Consider the following 17,385-nt stretch of genomic DNA (forward strand, 5'->3'; position numbering starts at 1 on the left):
GCCGGGCTTAGCTGAGCGCGATGCCCACAACGACCATCATGAGCCCGAGCGCCGACAGCAGGAGCGCACCGAAATTCCAGATCACGGCCTTCTGAATCCGCGCACGCAGCTCCGGGCCGGTCAGGTTGGCCGCCTTGTCGCGCGCAACCCGCAGGATGCACCAGACAAGCAGCGCGAGCCCGGCCAGCGTGACCGCCGCACCCGTCCAGATCATCCACGCCATCGGCCGTCTCCTGTTTCGTTCTCCGCCGCCCTAGCGCGATCCCGCGCGCGGGGCAAGCGCGGGGCTTGAAGGGCGCGGGCCGAGCGACTAGTCAGGGCGCTGGTCCCCCGACGGAGAGAATGCGATGAACCAGCCAGTGTCCGATGCCACCTACAATGTCACCGCCGACGAGCTTCGCCAGCTCATCGAGCGCTACGAGCATCTGGAGGCCGAAAAAAAGGACATCGCCGACCAGCAGAAAGAGGTGATGGCCGAGGCAAAGGGTCGCGGTTACGACACCAAGGTCATGCGCAAGGTGATCGCGCTTCGGAAGCGTGACAAGGACGACCTGGCAGAGGAGGAAGCGGTCCTCGAGATGTACAAGGCTGCGCTCGGTATGGCCTGAGCGGGCGCCGGCCAGCCCGTCGTGCTATCATTGCCCCTCACAGCAGCGGAGGACGGACATGGCGAAACCTGTCGCAGTCATTCTTGGGGTTGGCCCCGGCAACGGAATGGCGCTCGCCCGGCGCTTCGCGGCATCGGGCCACGCCGTCGCCATGTGCTCGCGGCGGGGTCCGTCGGAAGCGATGCTGGGCGAGATCGCGGGCGCGCGGGGCTATGCCTGCGACGTGTCCGACGCGGAATCGCTCAAGACGGCCTTCGACGCGATCCGAGGCGATCTCGGTCCGGTATCCACCCTGATCTACAATGCAGGTTCCGCGCATTGGGGCAATCTCGACGCGCTCACCCCGGACGATCTGCGCATGGATGTCGAGGTCAATGCGGTCGGGCTATTTGCCTCCGCGCAGCTTGCCGTGCCGGATATGCGGGCGGCGGGAGGCGGCACGATCATCGTGGTCGGTGCGGGCGCGGCCCTGCGCGGGCGGCCCGGAACGATCGCCTTCGCAGCAGGCAAGGCAGCGCAAAGGTCCGTCGCGCAGTCGCTCGGGCGCCAACTCGGGCCCGAGAACATTCATGTCGGCTATCTGGTCCTCGACGGGGTCGTTGACCTCGAACGCAGCCGTGCCGCGATGCCCGACAAGGACGCGACGTTCTTTCTCAGCGCGGCCGGCGTGGCTGAGGCCGCTCATGCGCTCGCCTCTCAGGATCGGCAGGCCTGGACGTTCGAGCTCGATCTGAGGCCATACGGCGAGAACTGGTAGCCGTCCCGACTCATGGTGCGATGAAGGTGACGCCTGGCATCTCGGCGATCTCGGCGCAGTCGGCCTCGTAGGCCGCCGTGACATCGCCGACCGTCGCGATGGTCCAGCCGGGTAGCTCGATCTCCACTTCGAGCTCTTCGGGCCTGGCATGCGCGGCCAGAAATTCCGTCGTGATCCGCCGCCGTTCCTCCACCGTCTCAGGCGGGTGGCCGTCGAGATAGGCCTTGAGCTTGGCGAGACCGTCCTCGGTCATGATCGCCGCGAGCAGGTCGAAATCGCCTTCGAGCGCTTCCTCGGGGCCAAGTCCAGCAACCGCGCGCAGCACCTCCGGCCAAATGAGCGGCGTGTCCTCGTTGCACCAGACGGTCAGGTCGATCTCCGGCACATGCGCCAGCATCCGCCGGATCACGTGCGACCAGCGCAGCGACAGGGGATGGGTGTCGCTCATGAGCGCGTCATAGGTGCCGTCCTTGGTGCGCCGGATCAGGTCGGGGATCAGCGTCGCGGGATTGCGGAGTGCCAGGAAGAACTCGCTCCGCGCTTCGGGGAAAAGGTTTGCGTAGGCCGCGGTGCGTTTGGGGGCGGTCGCGTAGAAACCCCGCTCCGACACCACGTTCACCGGAAAGCACAAGAGCCCGTCATAGCTGAAGATCAGCCGTTCGGCTTCGTCGGCCTCCATCACCGCGTCGAGGATGACGCTTTGCGTGTCCGGCGCCGCCGGACCGCCGGCCAGCGACTTCGCGATGCGCGGCAGAAGCTGTCGGTACCTGCGCGGCGACGGCACCGAGATACCGGCTGCCGCCAGCGTGCCCCTGTTCTTCATAAGCGCCCTGACGAGCCGGTCCTCGTCGGTGCAGTGGGCACCCAGGTGATAGACGATCTGCACGGTTCCGCTTTTTCTGTCCTGCCTTCGGAAAGGAACCTATACGCGCTTGCTGGACAGGAAAACAGCTTTCCTGTAACGCCGGGGCGTCATGGCCGAGCAAAACACTCAAGCAATCGCGGGCGCGCGACGCCGGCCGGGCGGCGGGGGTGGCGAGTTCTGGTCCGTGGGCGCGCTCGTCATCGCGGCGCTCGTCGTGATGCCGATCCTGTCGGTCGTTGTCCTTGCGTTCGCACCGACCGAGAATATCTGGCCACACCTGCTCGCGACGACCTTGCCGCGCTACGCGACGAACACGGCAATCCTGACGCTCGGGACCGGGCTTCTCGCGGCGGCGATGGGGACGGGGGCGGCGTGGCTCGTGACGATGTACCGGTTTCCCGGCGCGCGGTTATTGGAATGGCTCCTCCTGTTTCCGCTCGCCATCCCGGCCTATATCGGGGCCTACGCGCTCGTCGATTTCCTCGACTATTCGGGACCCGTGCAAGTCGCGCTTCGCGAGGCGACGGGCTGGACCTCGGCACGCGATTACTGGTTTCCGCAGATCCGCACGCGCTGGGCGGCGATCATCGTTCTCGCGGTTGCCCTCTATCCCTATGTCTACATGCTCGCGCGCGCGGCGTTCCGAGAGCAGTCGGCCGGCAGCTACGAGGTCGCCCGCGCGCTCGGCGCCGGGCCGTTCGGGCTGTTCTGGCGGGTCGGCCTGCCGCTCGCCCGGCCCGCGATCGCAGCCGGGACCGCGATCGTGATGATGGAGACGGTGAACGACTTCGGCGTTGTCGATTATTTCGCGGTGCAGACGCTGACGACGGGGATTTTCACCGTCTGGCTCGAAACCGGCAACGCGGGCGGCGCGGCGCAGATCGCCTGCCTGATCCTTGCCGTCATCCTCGTCCTCGTGGCGCTGGAAAAGACGAGCCGGCGTCATTCCCGCTATTACCAGTCGGCGCGTCAGCCACGGCCGATCACACCCATCCAGCTCAAAGGGCCCGCCTCCTGGATCGCGGCCGCGCTCTGCGCCCTGCCGGTCCTCGCGGGCTTCGTCCTGCCGCTCGCCGTCATTGCGGGCCACGCCTTCGACAAGCCGGGAAGCTGGGCCAGCGGCGGGCTCGGCCGCGCCTTCGCCAACACGCTTACGGTCGGAGGCGCGGCGGCGGTCTTGACGGTCCTGGGGGCGCTTTTCATGGTCTACGGCGTGCGGCTGACCGGGCGGCGCCTGCCGCGGCTCATCCTGCCCATCACGACAATCGGCTATGCCGCGCCAGGGGCGGTGCTTGCGGTTGGCATCCTGATCCCGGTCGCCGCGCTTGACCACCAGATCGCCGATCTGGTCGTGTGGCTGACCGGGTGGGACCCGGGCCTGATCCTGACCGGGTCCGCCGCGGCGATCGTACTGGCCTACTCGGTGCGGTTCTTCGCAATCGCCCAAGGGGCGACCGACGCCGCCTTCGGGCGTGTTCCGCCATCGCTGCCCATGGCGGCGCGATCGCTGGGCCGCACCTATGGAGGAGCGCTGCGCGAGGTCTATCTGCCGCTCATGCGCGGATCGGTGGGCACCGCGCTGCTGCTCGTTTTCGTCGATTGCGTAAAGGAACTGCCGGCGACGCTTTTCCTTCGCCCCTTCAACTTCGACACTTTGGCGACGCGGGCGCATGAAAAGGCGAGCCTCGAGAACATCGCCGAGGCCGCGCCGCCCGCGCTTCTGGTGATTGCGGTCGGGCTCTCGGCAGTTGTCTTGCTGGCGCGCATGAATCTCATGCTCAGGCGGCGATAGACCCCGCGAGAGAGGCTTGCGCTGCACCCACGCTGCATCTATGTGCGCAACAAGGCCGGTATAGCTCAGATGGTAGAGCACGTGATTTGTAATCTCGGGGTCGGGGGTTCAAGTCCCTCTGCCGGCACCATATCGTTTGGCTACAATATTGATAACCTTACATACTTTGCTTGCAATCGATGTACGGTCCACCCTTGAGCCCACCTTCCGCCTCTTGAACGGTGGCAGCTGTCACAATGTATTTCCTTGCGGAATCATCTAGCCTCTGATCAATGGCGACGGCCCATCTATTGGCCGCGAGGGCTTGCTTCGGCATTTGAAAGAGCATCTGCATATCTTGATTGAGATATTCTCTTAGTTTTAAGAGTTCGGGCGGTTTCCGGACCTTCGCCGCACCTGCGAAACGATGGACTGAAGTTTAGTTGAGCAGACGTTCGCTTCGGGTGCCGTTGTGGCAGATTCTCGACACCGCCCCGACGGCGCCAAACATGCTTTCGCTATTCGAACCATTGGCCACAATTTTTTCATCTTCTCCCGCTAATTCATCGTAGACTCACAAGTCTCGGCCCGGCCGAACGGACCGCAGCATTTTACTATCGGTTTGTGGACACGCGCGTTGACGCGTTTGGAGTGAAAACAACTTGTGCCATGTGCCGGCTTGCGGGTCTCCAGCCGCCCGTACCTCCAGTCGCAGCGGAGCGATTTGGCCGTTGGTTCTTCTCCCGATCAATCGCAAGACGGACTCTCCTCGCGAATGTCTGAAACCCTTGCCCGCTGTTGTGCTGCAACCAAAGGCTGACCCCTACGCCGCAATGTGAGTGATCAGAATTGGCCACGACCTTTTTTGGAATCTATCTCGGCGTCTATCCCACGATGGACCCGACAGAGGGCAACACGACCGCCGAGAACGTCTCAACTCTTCTCGGCCAGACCTTTGGCTCTGCGACCAGTCCCCTCTACGCCTCGAAAGTGTCGATCCAGACGCTCAATGTCGGCGGCTCTACGACGGCGCTCGACCAGGACAACACCGTCGCAAACGATCAGTTCAGCGTCAATGGCGCGGCTCCGCAGACGTTTGACAGCGTCTTCCAGTTGAACACCGTCACCCTGACCTATACCGACGGCACAACGGCAACGGTGTCGGTGATCCTGTTTCAGGACACGGCCGGCAATCTTTATCTTGCCCCGCAAACATCTGCGAACGCGTTGACGACGGCCTACGAAGCCAAACCTATCCAGTCGTTCACCGTCAGCCCGACCGGCACATTCATTAACTCGGCATCCGGCCTGGCGATTGACCGCCACGTTACGGCATTCGATGACGGTTACATTGACGGGACAGCCGGTGCTGATCTCATTGATACCAACTACGTCGAACCGGTCGCCGGGGGCAGCGACCGCATCGACAACAACGATGCAGGTCTTCCCGGCGCCGTCGGCAATGATGACTACGTGCGCGCCGGAGCTGGAAACGATACAGTGCTGGCCGGGGCCGGCAACGACATCGTTTTCGGCGGCACCGGCAACGACTCGATTGACGGCGGCATCGGCAACGACACGCTGTATGGAGAGGACGGCAACGATACACTTCTCGGCGGCGACGGCAATGACCTGCTCCTCGGCGGGCTGGGCACGGACTCGCTGGTCGGCGGAAACGGCAACGACACCCTTGATGGTGGCGACGGCGCGGATAACTTATCCGGCGGCGCGGGCGACGACACGTTCCGCCTGACCGGCACCTTCGGCAATGACACTATCGTCGGCGGCGAGACCGGCGAGACTGCGGGCGACCTGATCGACGCGTCCGGCCTGACCGCCAACACCACGCTCAGCTTCACCGGCAGCGAGGCGGGCACGCTCGCCGCTGGCGGCTCGACTGCGGTGTTCTCCGAGATCGAGCGCTTCACTCTCGGCGCGGGAGACGACACCGTCAACGCCTCCGCGGCGACGGCGGGCGTCAATGTCGATGCGGGCGCTGGCAATGACGGCCTGACCGGCGGCGTGGGAAACGATACTCTCGCGGGCGGCGCCGGCAACGACACGCTGAACGGCGGCGCGGGCAATGACAGCCTCACCGGCGGCGCGGGCGACGACACGTTCCGCCTGACCGGCACCTTCGGCAATGACACTATCGTCGGCGGCGAGACCGGCGAGACTGCGGGCGACCTGATCGACGCGTCCGGCCTGACCGCCAACACCACGCTCAGCTTCACCGGCAGCGAGGCGGGCACGCTCGCCGCTGGCGGCTCGACTGCGGTGTTCTCCGAGATTGAGCGCTTCACTCTCGGCGCGGGAAACGACACCGTCAACGCCTCCGCGGCGACGGCGGGCGTCAATGTCGATGCGGGCGCTGGCAATGACAGCCTGACCGGCGGCGTGGGAAACGATACTCTCGCGGGCGGCGCCGGCAACGACACGCTGAACGGCGGCGCGGGCAATGACCGGCTCATCCTCGGAGCAGGGGACAATGCAAGCGATCTTGTTGTCTTGCAGGATGGGTCCGGTCAGGACACGGTACTCGGCTTCGAATCGCCGATAGACAATGGTGACGGCACCTTCACGGGCCGGGACAGGTTCGACCTCGCCGACCTGACTGATAGCCAGGGCAACCCTGTCAACGCCTGGGACGTGACGGTCACGGATACGGTCGGCGACGGCACGGGCGATGCGATTCTGATCTTCCCCAATGGTGAAAGTGTCACGCTCGTTGGAATCCTGCCGTCGCAGGTGGACAGCGCCGCGAAGCTGAACGCGATGGGAATCCCCTGCTTCACCCGGGGAACCGTCATCCGGACGCCGAACGGCGACATCGCGATCGAGGATCTTCGGGTTGGAGACCTGGTGACGACCGCTGATCACGGGGATCAGCCCGTCCGTTGGATCGGATCTCGCAAAGTAGCCGCCATCGGAAAGCTCGCGCCCGTCCTGATCGCCTCGGGCGCTCTGGACAACACGCGTGACCTCTTCGTTTCACAGCAACACCGTATGCTGCTGGGCAACTGGCGATCCCAGCTCCTGTTCGGAGAGGATGAAGTTCTGGTCGCCGCCAAACATCTGGTGGATGGCCGCGCAATCCGCGTGATCGAAGGTTCCGAAGTGGAGTACTTCCATATCCTCTTCGACTGCCACGAAATCGTCTACGCCGAAGGTGCGCCAACCGAAAGCTTCTACCCAAGTGATGACGGCGTTCTATGCCTGGAGAAAGACACCCAGGACGAGCTTTTCGAACTGTTCCCTGGACTGTCCTCACTTGGAACCACTGCCTATGGCCCCGTTGCCCGGCGAAGTCTCAAAGCCTTCGAGGCTGCTCTGATGATCGAGCCAGAATGTTCCGCCGTCCTCCCGCAAGTCACGCCGCTGGCATTGAGTGCTTGACCGTCAGGTGGCTGGCCCATTCAAACCGCATCCTTCGATGTTCCGGATCTCTGTTTCATCTTCGCTCCATAGTGGCTTCGATGAACCAGAAATGCTCCGTTGCTCAAACCCCTAAATCTGTCCGAAGGGCCCTGACGTCAGACAGTTTCGTTTCTCAATCTGGCCATCCATGTTTCACGTGAGCTGCTCTTTGCCGCGATCTCAGAAGCGGAAAAGCTGGCGGACTGGCTGGAGGTACATCTTCTTAACACCATGTGGGGACCTCGTGTGCTCTAACCCACTGGTAGAGCTGCAATGACCGCTTTGGGCCTCCGCCCACCAGCAGGGTGAGAAAACTGCGGAATGAGGCGCGTGTCCGGTTCAAGGAATGCCGAAGCGCGGCGGCGCTGACTGTTGAGTGACCAAACTGCCAAGCAAAGGCGCGACGGACGGTTCTACAGAGTTCGTCTGCCAGCGGCCTCTTCCTGCGCATCCTGGAAGGTCCAGACGCCACATTGCTGTCTTGAGCCGGCATGGCCGCTTCGGGAAAAGCTGCTTCCGGCATCGGCTAGGATCGAATGTCCGGTATCGGCCGCTCACGTCACTTGAGCAGATAGGGCAGAAAGCATGCGTAAGCGAAAAGAGGACATCCAGTCCGCTTCGCGCCGAGATCCACCGCGAGCTTGGCGGCTCACCACGCGCACCGTAGAATGCGGGTCATGGGGTATGTGACGTCGCTCTTCGCGCGCAAGGTGGTCGCCGCGGCGGGCGGTGGGGTTGATGCTGCGGCGATGCTTTCCAGCGTCGGGATCGCCCCCGACGACCCCTGGGACGCCAGGCAGATGGTTCCGGCCGAGCGCTATTACGACATGCTCGAAAGAATCGCCGATCAGATGGACGTAACCGAACTGCCGGTGCGCACGGGCGCCTCCATGCGGCTTGACGAATACGGTGCGCTTGGGCTGGCCTTCAAGGCTGCAACGACGCTCGGGGCGTCCTATGCGCGGGTGGAACGCTATGCGCGTCTGTGGACCAGCGTCGTCGAATACGAGCTGCGGCCGGCGACTGGGGGCACGCTCTTCATCCTGCATCGGGCGGGCGAACGGCGCCTCGGGATGCGGCTGTCGAACGAGGCGACCCTTGCGAGCGCCGTGTCCATCGCAAGGCAGGTCTGCCCGGTGCCGCTCGCGCCCGTGGAAGTGCTGGTCCGGCATCCCGCCCCGCGCTCGATCGCCGCGCACGAGGACTGGTTCGACTGCCCGGTGCGCTTCGGCGCCGAACTCGACGCGATCCTCTATGCCGACGAGACGCTGGCCCGGCCCAACATCCTAGGGGACGTGGGGATATCGCAATACCTCACCACGCATCTCGAAGCAGAACTGTCCGAGATCACCCGGGAGCCCGCGCTTGTCACGCAGGCGAAAGCCGCAATCGCCCAGGCCCTCAGCGAGGGGGCGCCGAAGATGGCCGAGATCGCCCGCAGCCTCGGACTAAGTGCGCGGTCTTTCCACAGGCGCCTCTCCGAGCACGGAATGAACTTTCAGAGCCTCACCGAGGAAACCCGCCGCAACCTCGCCGAAGGGCTCTTGCAGGACGAGAGCCATTCACTGGCCGAAATCGCGTTTCTCACCGGTTTCTCCGAGCAGAGCGCCTTTACCCGCGCGTTCAAGCGCTGGGTCGGCACAACGCCCGCGACCTACCGCAAGGATATCTTCCACCGCTGACGGGCGCATTGGCGACGGCGGTCAAAAGGCTGGCATCGGCGGTCAAGACCGCGCAGCATCCCCGCGCTTATCCCTTGGCCACCGATACCGAAGCCAGGGAGGCACCCCATGAAAGACCAAGAGATCCTCGTCATCGGCGCAACCGGCAAGACCGGCCGCCGCGTCGCCAGCCGCCTCGAGGCGCGGGGCATTCCCGTGCGCCGCGGCTCGCGCAGCTCCGCAACGCCCTTCGACTGGGAAGCGCCGGAGACTTGGGCGCCGGCACTGCGCGGGGTCCGTGCGGCCTATGTCACCTACTTTCCTGACCTTGCTTTCCCCAGCGCCGTGGAAAAGCTCGAGTCCCTCTGCGAGACGGCCCGCGACGTGGACATCGAGCACCTCGTGCTGCTCTCCGGCCGCGGCGAACACCACGCGCGGCTGGGCGAAGAGGTGGTGCGCAATTCCCGCGTCGACTTCACCATCGTCCGGGCTGCCTGGTTCGCTCAGAACTTCTCCGAAGGCTACCTGCGCGATCCGGTCCTGGCCGGCGTCCTTCCGATGCCCGGCGGCGATGTCGCCGAGCCCATCATCGACATCGACGACATTGCCGATGTCGCAGTCGCGGCACTGACCGAAGAGGGCCACAAGGGCGAACTCTACGAGGTGACAGGCCCGCGGCTGATGTCCTTCGCAAACATGGCGTGTGAACTCTCGAGGGCTACCGGGCACGAGATCCAGCATATCCCGATCAGCTTCGAGGAGTTCCACGCAAACATCGCCGAGGCTGGGGGCGCCTTCGTCGCCGACGTCTTCACCGCCATCGCGCGCGAAACGCTGGACGGTCGCAACGCCCACACCACGGACGGCGTGATACGCGCGCTCGGCCGCGGCCCGCGCGACTTTGCGGACTTCGCCAACGCCGCCGCTCGAACCGGCGCCTGGACAAGCGCCGCCTGACACCACCCCATGAAAGGAACATGACATGAGACCCACCCTACTCGAGAAGACCGCGCTCGGTCTCTCCGGCCTCACCGCGCTCACCATTGGCGCTTTCATCCTGTTCGCGCCGCACGCCTTCTACGCCGGTTACGGCATCAGGCTCGGCGAAGACACCAACCTGCTGAGCGAACTGCGCGCACCCGGCGCCGGTCTCGCGGGTTTCGGCCTTCTGATGCTGCTCGGCATCTGGCGGCACGCGGTCCTGCCCGTTGGCATGGCGGTGGCCCTGACGGTCTTCACCACCTTTCCGGCCGGACGGCTGGTCGCGCTTGCAGTAGACGGGATGCCGTCCGGCAGCGTCATCGGCGCCCTCGTCGTGGAACTGATCATCGCCGCGCTCTGCCTCGCAGCCTTCCGCCGGCGCCTTTGGCAGCCGGCGCCCGGCCTCTCCACGGCGCAGCCCGCGCGCTGAACCTGCCGCGGCGGCTTGGCGCTTGACGTCCTGCCGCCGCCCCAATCTAAGGAACCCGTCCCCATGTCCCCCGTTCTCTTCTACCTCGCCCACCTCGCCGTCCTCGCCTATGCGCTGGTCGGTGGCGTCTTTCTCGCCTTCTCGGATTTCATCATGCGCGCCCTGTCTGTGACCAGCGGTCAGGGTGGCGCGGAGGCGATGCAGGCCATCAACCGAGAGGTGTTCCGCTGGGTCTTCATGGTGCTATTCCTCGGGCTGGCGCCGGTATCCCTGCTGATCGCGGTCTATGGCGCAATAGTCGTCGGGCACGGCCCGGGAACCGTGATGATGCTGGCGGGCCTGACGTATTTCGTCGGATGCTTTGGGGTAACGGTGTTCTTCAACGTGCCGATGAACGAAGCCCTGGCGGGCATGGAGGCCTCCGAGGATGCGACACTGGACTACTGGACCCGCACTTATCTGCCCCGCTGGAGCTTCTGGAACACCGTCCGCACCGTCGCCTGCGGACTGTCTGCAGCCCTGCTGCTGTTCTCGCTCGCCTGGGCGGCGCAGTCTCAGGCGCAGGGAGCTTGAAAAACTGAGCCGCATCAGGGCGTCAACCTGCGCAACGAAGCGGAGGTGGCCCCTGTCCGCCGGCATGTTCGTTCACGACCCACAGCTCCTATGGAAATGGTCGGCAATGAAGAGAGTGAGGGGATAATACTCATGGGTGAACCGCGTTACCGCCGAGCAACCGCAGCGGACCAGCGAGCGATTGTCGCGATGCTGTCCGATGACGTGCTTGGTGCGTCGCGGGAAAACGCTTTGCCAGCCGTAGACGATTGCTACCAGGATGCATTTGCGGAGATTGATGCCGACCCGAACCAGTTTCTTTGTGTGGTCGAGAATGAGCAGCAGATCGTCGGAACCTTGCACCTCACCTTCATCCCGGGTTTCTCTCGCAATGGCACCAAGCGTGGACAGATAGAGGCAGTGCGGATCGCGAGCGATCGTCGGGGCGGCAAGCTTGGTGAAGCGATGTTTGCCTGGGCGATCAGCGAATGCCGGGCACGCCGGGGTTCGTTCGCTCAGCTCACCACGGACAAGGCCCGGCCGGACGCCCATCGCTTCTATGACCGTCTGGGTTTCGAACCGACCCATATCGGATACAAGCTAAAGATCTAAGGAAGGGCAGCTAACCACCCTCTACGCCGGGGCACTCGCAGATGCGGCGAGGACGGCGCCCCTGGGGCGAACGTCCGGTCTGCCAGGCCGTAGCGCAGCATAGCGCTGGTTGCACGGCAGCTATGGGCCGCAAAGCTTCGGCGCTAAGTGCGTGGTATTGAAAAAACTGCCGCAGCGCCGCAGGTCCGGTTGAAAGCCACTGTGCAACGCAGCCAATGTCGGGTCTGGCCTAATCAAGCGAAATCATTAAAGTCTCTGAGCCGATGAAGCTAGCCGGGAAAACTTTTCCAGGGCCGCGCATAGCTACAACTTTCAAACCATTCAGCCTGAGCAAAAAGCTCATTCTAATAATGGATAGAACGGATCTCAAATGCCAAAGACTGAGGTGACCGCGAAAGACTCTCGGGCTGCCCTTAGGCAGCATGTCATTCCATTGCTTCGCGATCATGGCTTCACCGACGGGACCCCAAGCAGGCTTTGGCATCATCGTGGTGATCGCATCGAACTTGTCGAGCTATCGTGCTTTTCCACGTATCGCGCGATGACGGACAAGACGTCGACAGCGTCTTTTGAGGTCCGTATTGGAATATGCCTGCCGGGATACAGTGCACTACTTGATCCCTTTCAACGAGACCATATCAAGGAGGGTCCCAATGGCCCTCGCCCTTCTGAGCCACAAATGCCGATCCGGGGTATGGTCTGCCCGGCCGATGCCCCTCCGATGCAAAAGTGTAGGTGGGGTTGGGAAGTTCAGTCGACTTGGAGTGTCGAAACCGTCGAGGAGGCTTCGCATGAGGCTGTCGACATCGCTAACCAGCTACAGTCCTACGTTTTGGACTGGTTGCGTCGGGATTGGTCTTATCGCGACCTGCTAACGCTTTTGCAGCAGGAAGATACATCGCCAATTCTGGTTACGTCGGAGAACGGCTCATACCTTCGGCTGGGGGCGGAAGTCAAAGGTAGCCAGATCCGAGCAGCGCATATCGCAATGGTGACAAGTGCGATCGCTCGCGAGTCTTCCGACTAAACGACAAATTTCGCACGTCATTCTGGTCTGGTTGAAACCGCGTTCACAAACCTCCGCTAAGTCCGCGATCTGGACCTTCGAAGCTGTCGGCGCCTTGCACCCGCAGCGAATGTCCGGAATGACGGGCCGCAGTGCGGCACCCAGAGTATCGGTTCATCGGCAGCTATGGGCCTTCTGTGTCGGCCGACCCGCCCCGTCAAGCGCAAGGCGGACTCTTTGGCGCTTCTTCACACACGTTGAGGTTTTCCTTGAAGTCGTATGAAACCCAAAAGGCCCTGGATCGCTAGCTGTTTCGTTACATGGTCGCCAAAACAAGATAATTATTGTTCAAAAGGGGGTGCTGCCATGTCCGATCTCCGAATGCGTCGTGCCGATTTCATGATGGTGCTTGCCTACGCCTCAGACCTCGCGACCGGTCATTCGCGGGATTTCGCGCTCCGGTCTTGCGTGCTCGGCATGCGGCTTGCCGCCCTCGCCGGCTTTGACGCGCAGGGCCGGCGTAGCGTCTACCATCAGGCGCTCTTGCGGTACGTCGGGTGCAATGCCGACTCTTACCTGATGGCGGCAGCCCTTGGGGACGAGATCGCACTGAGGAAAGAACTCGCCGGTCTCGACATGGGTGACAAGGCGAGGGTCGGGCAGGTATTTCTGAACGCATTCAAGCGCCTTTACGCAGAGCTGGAGCCCGAGGCGCAGGAGCGCGCGATACAAGAGAGCCTCAGCGGCGCGCTCAAGGTCACCCTCCCGATCCTGACGGCCCATTGCGAGATCGCGGATAGGATCGGAGAGCGACTCGGCCTGACGGAAGAGATCCGTCGGAATCTCGGTCAGATCTATGAACGCTGGGACGGCCGCGGCATGCCGCGCGGCCTCTCCGGCGACGATGTCCTGCCGGCCGTTCGGCTGATCACGCTGGCGCAAGACGCGATTGCGCTGGCGGATGCTCATGGCATCGACGAGATGGCCCGGATCGTCGCGGCGCGCGCGGATGGCCCATACGAGGCTGGGCTGGCCATGCTGATGTCCGAGAATGCCCATCCCCTGATGGAGGGGGTCGACGACAGCGTCACGCGAGAGACGGTGCTCGCGCTCGAGCCCGAGCCCGTCGAGTTTCTGGACGAAGAGGCCTGCGACGCGGCATGTCTGGCGATCGCCGACATGATCGACATGCGAATGCCATTCACGCATGGCCATTCGCGCGCGGTGGCCGATCTGGCCGAGGCGGCGGCAAGGCACAGGGGACTTCCGCACCCCGATGTGCGAAACGTACGCTGGGCCGGGCTGGTTCACGACATCGGCGAACTCTGCGTGCCTGTGGCGACCTGGATCAGGAAAGGGCCGATGTCGCCCGTGGAAGCAGATACGGCGAAGCTGCATCCCTATTACGGCGAGCGTGCGCTTTCGGCGCTGGGAGAGCCCGGCCTGGAGGCCGCAGCACTGGTTTCGCGTCACCATGAGTGTCTCGACCGGTCGGGGTACTACCGGCAGATCGATGGCTCCGATCTCTCCCCGGCTGCGCGAATCCTCGCGGCGGCCGAGGTCTATGAGACCGCGCGCGAGGACCGGCCGCAACGTCCCGCGCTGGATGATGAGGCGGCGGCCTCCATGGTCCGGACATTGGTGCGCGAGGGACGGCTTTGCGCCGATGGCGCCGAAGCCGTGCTCACGGTCGCCGGGCAACCGTCTCGCAGGAACATTTCCCCGCGCCTTGCCGGCATGACCCCGCGAGAGATCGAGGTGCTGCGCCTCATCGCCAGGGGCCTCACCCTGAAGGAGACGGCCGATGATCTCGGTATCTCGCCGAAGACCGCCGACAACCACATCCAGAACATCTACTCCAAGATCGGTGTCACGACGCGCGCCGGCGCGGCGCTCTTCGCCGTCGAGAGCGGGCTTCTGATGCGCTAAGGCGGCGGCATAGGGAGTTCACCCCATGTGCGGGGTTAAGCTCGCGCGCATTCTTCCCCCACAACCGGGCCGTGGTGGTCCCGGACAGACAGGAGGAAGACGACATGTTGCTGGCAACGACCAGGGTCGAGGATGTCGACCGCTTCATCGAGGTGTTTTCGACGAAGGGTGCCGAAAAGCGCAAGCTGCACGGCTCGAAGGGAAGCACGGTGTTTCGCGACCCGTCCGAGGATGACCGCCTCTGGGCAATCTTCGACTGGGATGCCGAGGGCTGGAAGCGCTTCGTCTCAGATCCCGAAGTGCCGCCGATCCTTCAGGCGGCGGGCCACAAGGGCAAGCCCCAGGCGGCGATGCTGATCGGCGAGTTCGAAGCCTGACCCACTTTCATCACGTACCGAGGCGGGGCGCCGAGGGACCGCGCCGGACGGATGCAACCGCCCGATGCGTCCTGCACCCCGGAACGACAAGGAGACCACAAGATGGAACGGAAACCGATTAAGGTGGGCGTCATCGCCGAACTCACCGGACCGCTGTCCTTCATGGGCATCGCCAACGCCAATGTCTGCAAAATGGTCATCGAGGACATGAACGAGGCTGGCGGCCTTCTCGGACGGCCGGTCGAGCTGATCATCGAGGACGGCCAGACCGACGACGCGGTTGCGAAGGCGGCCGCCGCAAAGCTCGTCAATGAGGACAAGGTGGACGTCGTCGTGGGCGGGATCTTCAGTTCTACCCGCCAGGCGATCCGCAGCGAGGCGACCGAGAAGGGCAACACGCTCTACATCTACCCCGAGCAGTACGAGGGCCAGGAGGACGATCCCCTGATCTTCTGCACCGGTCCCGTGCCCGCCCAGCAGGTGGAGCCGCTCGTTCCCTGGCTGATGCGGAAGTCCGGTGCGCGGAAGTTCTACCTCCCCTCGGCCGACTACATCTGGCCGCATCGCTTGAACAAGGCGGCCAAGCGGATGGTCAGCCAGAACGGCGGCGAGATCACGGGCGAGGAGTATTTCCCGCTGGATCACGCCGATTACCGCGAAACCGTGCGGAAGATCATGGCGACCGGAACCGAGGTGGTGTTCAACACGATCGTGCCGCCCGGGCTGACACCGTTCCTCGAAGAACTACACAACGCCGGCTTTCTCGCGAAGGGCGGCAAGATCATCTGCACCTATTTCGATGAGAACTTCCTGAACCTCGTGCCGGCTGAGCATGTCGAGGGGCTCTACAGCTGCCTCGACTACTATCAGGGCATCGAGGATCCCTTCAGCATGCAACTGCTGAAAGACTACAACCGCCGGTTCCCGGGCAGCGCGATGTTCACCGCAGGCAGCGGCTGTTCGGGGCACTACAAGGCGCTGAAGCTGTGGGAGGCGGCGGTCAAGGAGGCGGGCTCGCTCGATCAGGACGCGGACATCACCGCCCTCGATCACGCCTCCATCGACCAGGCTCCGGGTGGGTCCGCGCAAATGGTTCCGGGACAGCACCACCTGCGGCACAACATGTACATCGCGCAGGCGCGGAGCGGGCGATTCGAGGTCGTCGAGAACCTGGGCGTCATTAAACCGAAAGAGCGCTATCGCCCCGCTCGGTCTGAACTGAGCGCCGTGAACTGACGCTATTTGCAAATTGAAATGCGTGGGGGTGGCACTATGTTGTGCCGCCCCTAACGGCAAGATCACGGTTGGAGGGGTTTGAAGCTGTGTTCAAATCGCCGGAAGGAGAATCAGGTTTCCACTTGCAGCGCAGCCATTTCGCGCGGTTCAAAAGTTACTTGAGAGCCCCGCGCGGGTAACGAAATCCGAGAACCTTGCGTCAATCTCGTCCCGTGCCGCCATCATTGACGGGCTGAAAATGCTGCAGTCCGCCGCTCGTGGCAGGAATGGGGACGCTGCGTCGCGACGTTTCCTCCCTCGCGAACGGCAGGATTGGGCCGACACTCACACACATTGGCCGTCAAATAGCTAATCGAACTCCTTCACCATCAGCACCGCTTCTGTTGGCCCTGTTCCAAAGTCAGACAGGTCGAACGGACGCCGCGCGCGCTCGGTGTACCCGGCCCGCCGGTAGACGCTTATGGCTTTCTCGTTTGAGGCCGTAACGATCAGCGCGAGACCTGGGCAAGAGCGATCTCGTGCCTGCTCCTCAGCCTCGTTCAGCAGGGCAGCGCCCACGCCTTGCCGTCGCTCTTCAGGCACGGCGGCCATGAAATTGATGTACCAATGGCCCGGCACGAGCTGCGCGAGCTCCTCGATACCGACAAATACCTCGGGAACGTCGGGCCCTGCTGGCTGCGGGGTGGTCGGAAGGACATAGCCGATCAATCCGCCCAATTCCGTACCGTTGCGTTCGGCGATGAACCCGTTTCGATAGCTAAAATCTCCGTCCTCCGCGGCAACAAGCGTGAGTCCGACGCCGAATCCATCCATGTCCGGAGAGGCCATCTCAGCCCAGAGCGTCGGCACCACTCCGCCACTTGCCATGTCGATGACGCGCACAAGCAGGGGCGCATCGTCCGGCGTCGCCTTTCGGATCGTCAGCGGCACGGTGCGCCTGCCGTATGTGTCTCTGTCGCGCAGCACGGATGATGCCGTTCGAACGCGTTCTGGCCGTTATCCGGCACGGCGTACTCCTTTCGATGCAGACCCTATCAGATTTGAGAATGGAGAACCTCCTAAGTTTTCCAGAATGGCTCTCATGCAATCGGAAGGAACGAATGACACCTGTGACCCGCGATGTGTGAGTTCGGTTGCCATCAAATTTTGCAACTGCAGCGAAAGGCAACTATGAGGGCTGCAC

At 63.4% G+C, this 17,385-nt stretch carries 15 protein-coding genes and 1 tRNA gene; 13 read left to right on the forward strand and 3 right to left on the reverse strand.

Annotated features, from left to right (window positions below; genetic code table 11):
- Positions 1-7: 7 nt before the first annotated feature.
- Positions 8-223 carry a hypothetical protein gene (locus DEA8626_RS04790; RefSeq protein ID WP_108851898.1) on the reverse strand — a complete coding sequence of 72 codons (216 nt, stop codon included), beginning with the start codon at positions 221-223 and terminating at the stop codon, positions 8-10.
- Positions 224-347: 124 nt separating this feature from the next.
- On the opposite strand from DEA8626_RS04790, the gene DEA8626_RS04795 reads away from it, so the two are divergent.
- Complete coding sequence (locus DEA8626_RS04795; RefSeq protein WP_108851899.1) at positions 348-608, forward strand: DUF2312 domain-containing protein; 261 nt, start codon at positions 348-350, stop codon at positions 606-608.
- 58 nt (positions 609-666) lie between these two features.
- Positions 667-1,365, forward strand: a complete 699-nt coding sequence (locus tag DEA8626_RS04800) for an SDR family NAD(P)-dependent oxidoreductase (protein WP_108851900.1) — start codon at positions 667-669, stop codon at positions 1,363-1,365.
- A 10-nt stretch (positions 1,366-1,375) separates the two neighbouring features.
- Here DEA8626_RS04800 and DEA8626_RS04805 read toward each other — a convergent pair whose 3' ends face one another.
- The gene (locus tag DEA8626_RS04805) at positions 1,376-2,251 is read right to left on the reverse strand and encodes a hypothetical protein (RefSeq protein WP_108851901.1); all 876 of its coding nucleotides are present in this window, start codon (positions 2,249-2,251) and stop codon (positions 1,376-1,378) included.
- Positions 2,252-2,339: 88 nt separating this feature from the next.
- On the opposite strand from DEA8626_RS04805, the gene DEA8626_RS04810 reads away from it, so the two are divergent.
- The 11 genes from DEA8626_RS04810 (at position 2,340) to DEA8626_RS04865 (ending at position 16,202) form a co-directional block, all read left to right on the forward strand.
- Positions 2,340-4,022: an ABC transporter permease gene (locus DEA8626_RS04810; RefSeq protein WP_108851902.1), complete on the forward strand. Its 1,683-nt coding sequence runs from the start codon at positions 2,340-2,342 to the stop codon at positions 4,020-4,022.
- A gap of 54 nt (positions 4,023-4,076) precedes the next feature.
- Positions 4,077-4,152: transfer RNA gene (locus DEA8626_RS04815), tRNA-Thr, on the forward strand.
- 698 nt (positions 4,153-4,850) lie between these two features.
- Positions 4,851-7,397 carry a Hint domain-containing protein gene (locus DEA8626_RS04820; RefSeq protein ID WP_108851903.1) on the forward strand — a complete coding sequence of 849 codons (2,547 nt, stop codon included), beginning with the start codon at positions 4,851-4,853 and terminating at the stop codon, positions 7,395-7,397.
- A gap of 698 nt (positions 7,398-8,095) precedes the next feature.
- On the forward strand, positions 8,096-9,100 hold the full coding sequence (locus DEA8626_RS04825) for an AraC family transcriptional regulator (protein ID WP_108851904.1): 1,005 nt from the start codon (positions 8,096-8,098) through the stop codon (positions 9,098-9,100).
- Positions 9,101-9,208: 108 nt separating this feature from the next.
- Positions 9,209-10,036, forward strand: a complete 828-nt coding sequence (locus DEA8626_RS04830) for an NAD(P)H-binding protein (RefSeq protein WP_108851905.1) — start codon at positions 9,209-9,211, stop codon at positions 10,034-10,036.
- 25 nt (positions 10,037-10,061) lie between these two features.
- Positions 10,062-10,490, forward strand: coding sequence for a DUF4345 domain-containing protein (locus DEA8626_RS04835; protein WP_108851906.1), 429 nt, complete (start codon positions 10,062-10,064; stop codon positions 10,488-10,490).
- Positions 10,491-10,553: 63 nt separating this feature from the next.
- Positions 10,554-11,063, forward strand: coding sequence for an anthrone oxygenase family protein (locus DEA8626_RS04840; protein WP_108851907.1), 510 nt, complete (start codon positions 10,554-10,556; stop codon positions 11,061-11,063).
- A gap of 132 nt (positions 11,064-11,195) precedes the next feature.
- A complete protein-coding gene (locus DEA8626_RS04845; RefSeq protein WP_108851908.1) occupies positions 11,196-11,654 on the forward strand; it encodes a GNAT family N-acetyltransferase in 459 nt (152 codons plus the stop codon).
- Between the two features lie 1,372 nt (positions 11,655-13,026).
- Complete coding sequence (locus DEA8626_RS04855; RefSeq protein WP_108851910.1) at positions 13,027-14,589, forward strand: HD domain-containing phosphohydrolase; 1,563 nt, start codon at positions 13,027-13,029, stop codon at positions 14,587-14,589.
- A gap of 104 nt (positions 14,590-14,693) precedes the next feature.
- A complete protein-coding gene (locus tag DEA8626_RS04860) occupies positions 14,694-14,966 on the forward strand; it encodes a hypothetical protein (protein ID WP_108851911.1) in 273 nt (90 codons plus the stop codon).
- Positions 14,967-15,068: 102 nt separating this feature from the next.
- Positions 15,069-16,202 (forward strand): substrate-binding protein, encoded by a 1,134-nt coding sequence (locus DEA8626_RS04865; RefSeq protein WP_108851912.1) that lies wholly within the window; start codon positions 15,069-15,071, stop codon positions 16,200-16,202.
- Between the two features lie 348 nt (positions 16,203-16,550).
- Here the strand turns inward: DEA8626_RS04865 and DEA8626_RS04870 are convergent, their stop codons facing one another.
- The gene (locus DEA8626_RS04870; RefSeq protein ID WP_146188833.1) at positions 16,551-17,132 is read right to left on the reverse strand and encodes a GNAT family N-acetyltransferase; all 582 of its coding nucleotides are present in this window, start codon (positions 17,130-17,132) and stop codon (positions 16,551-16,553) included.
- Between the last annotated feature and the right edge of the window lie 253 nt (positions 17,133-17,385).

Source organism: Defluviimonas aquaemixtae (assembly GCF_900302475.1).
Classification (GTDB): Bacteria; Pseudomonadota; Alphaproteobacteria; order Rhodobacterales; family Rhodobacteraceae; genus Albidovulum; species Albidovulum aquaemixtae.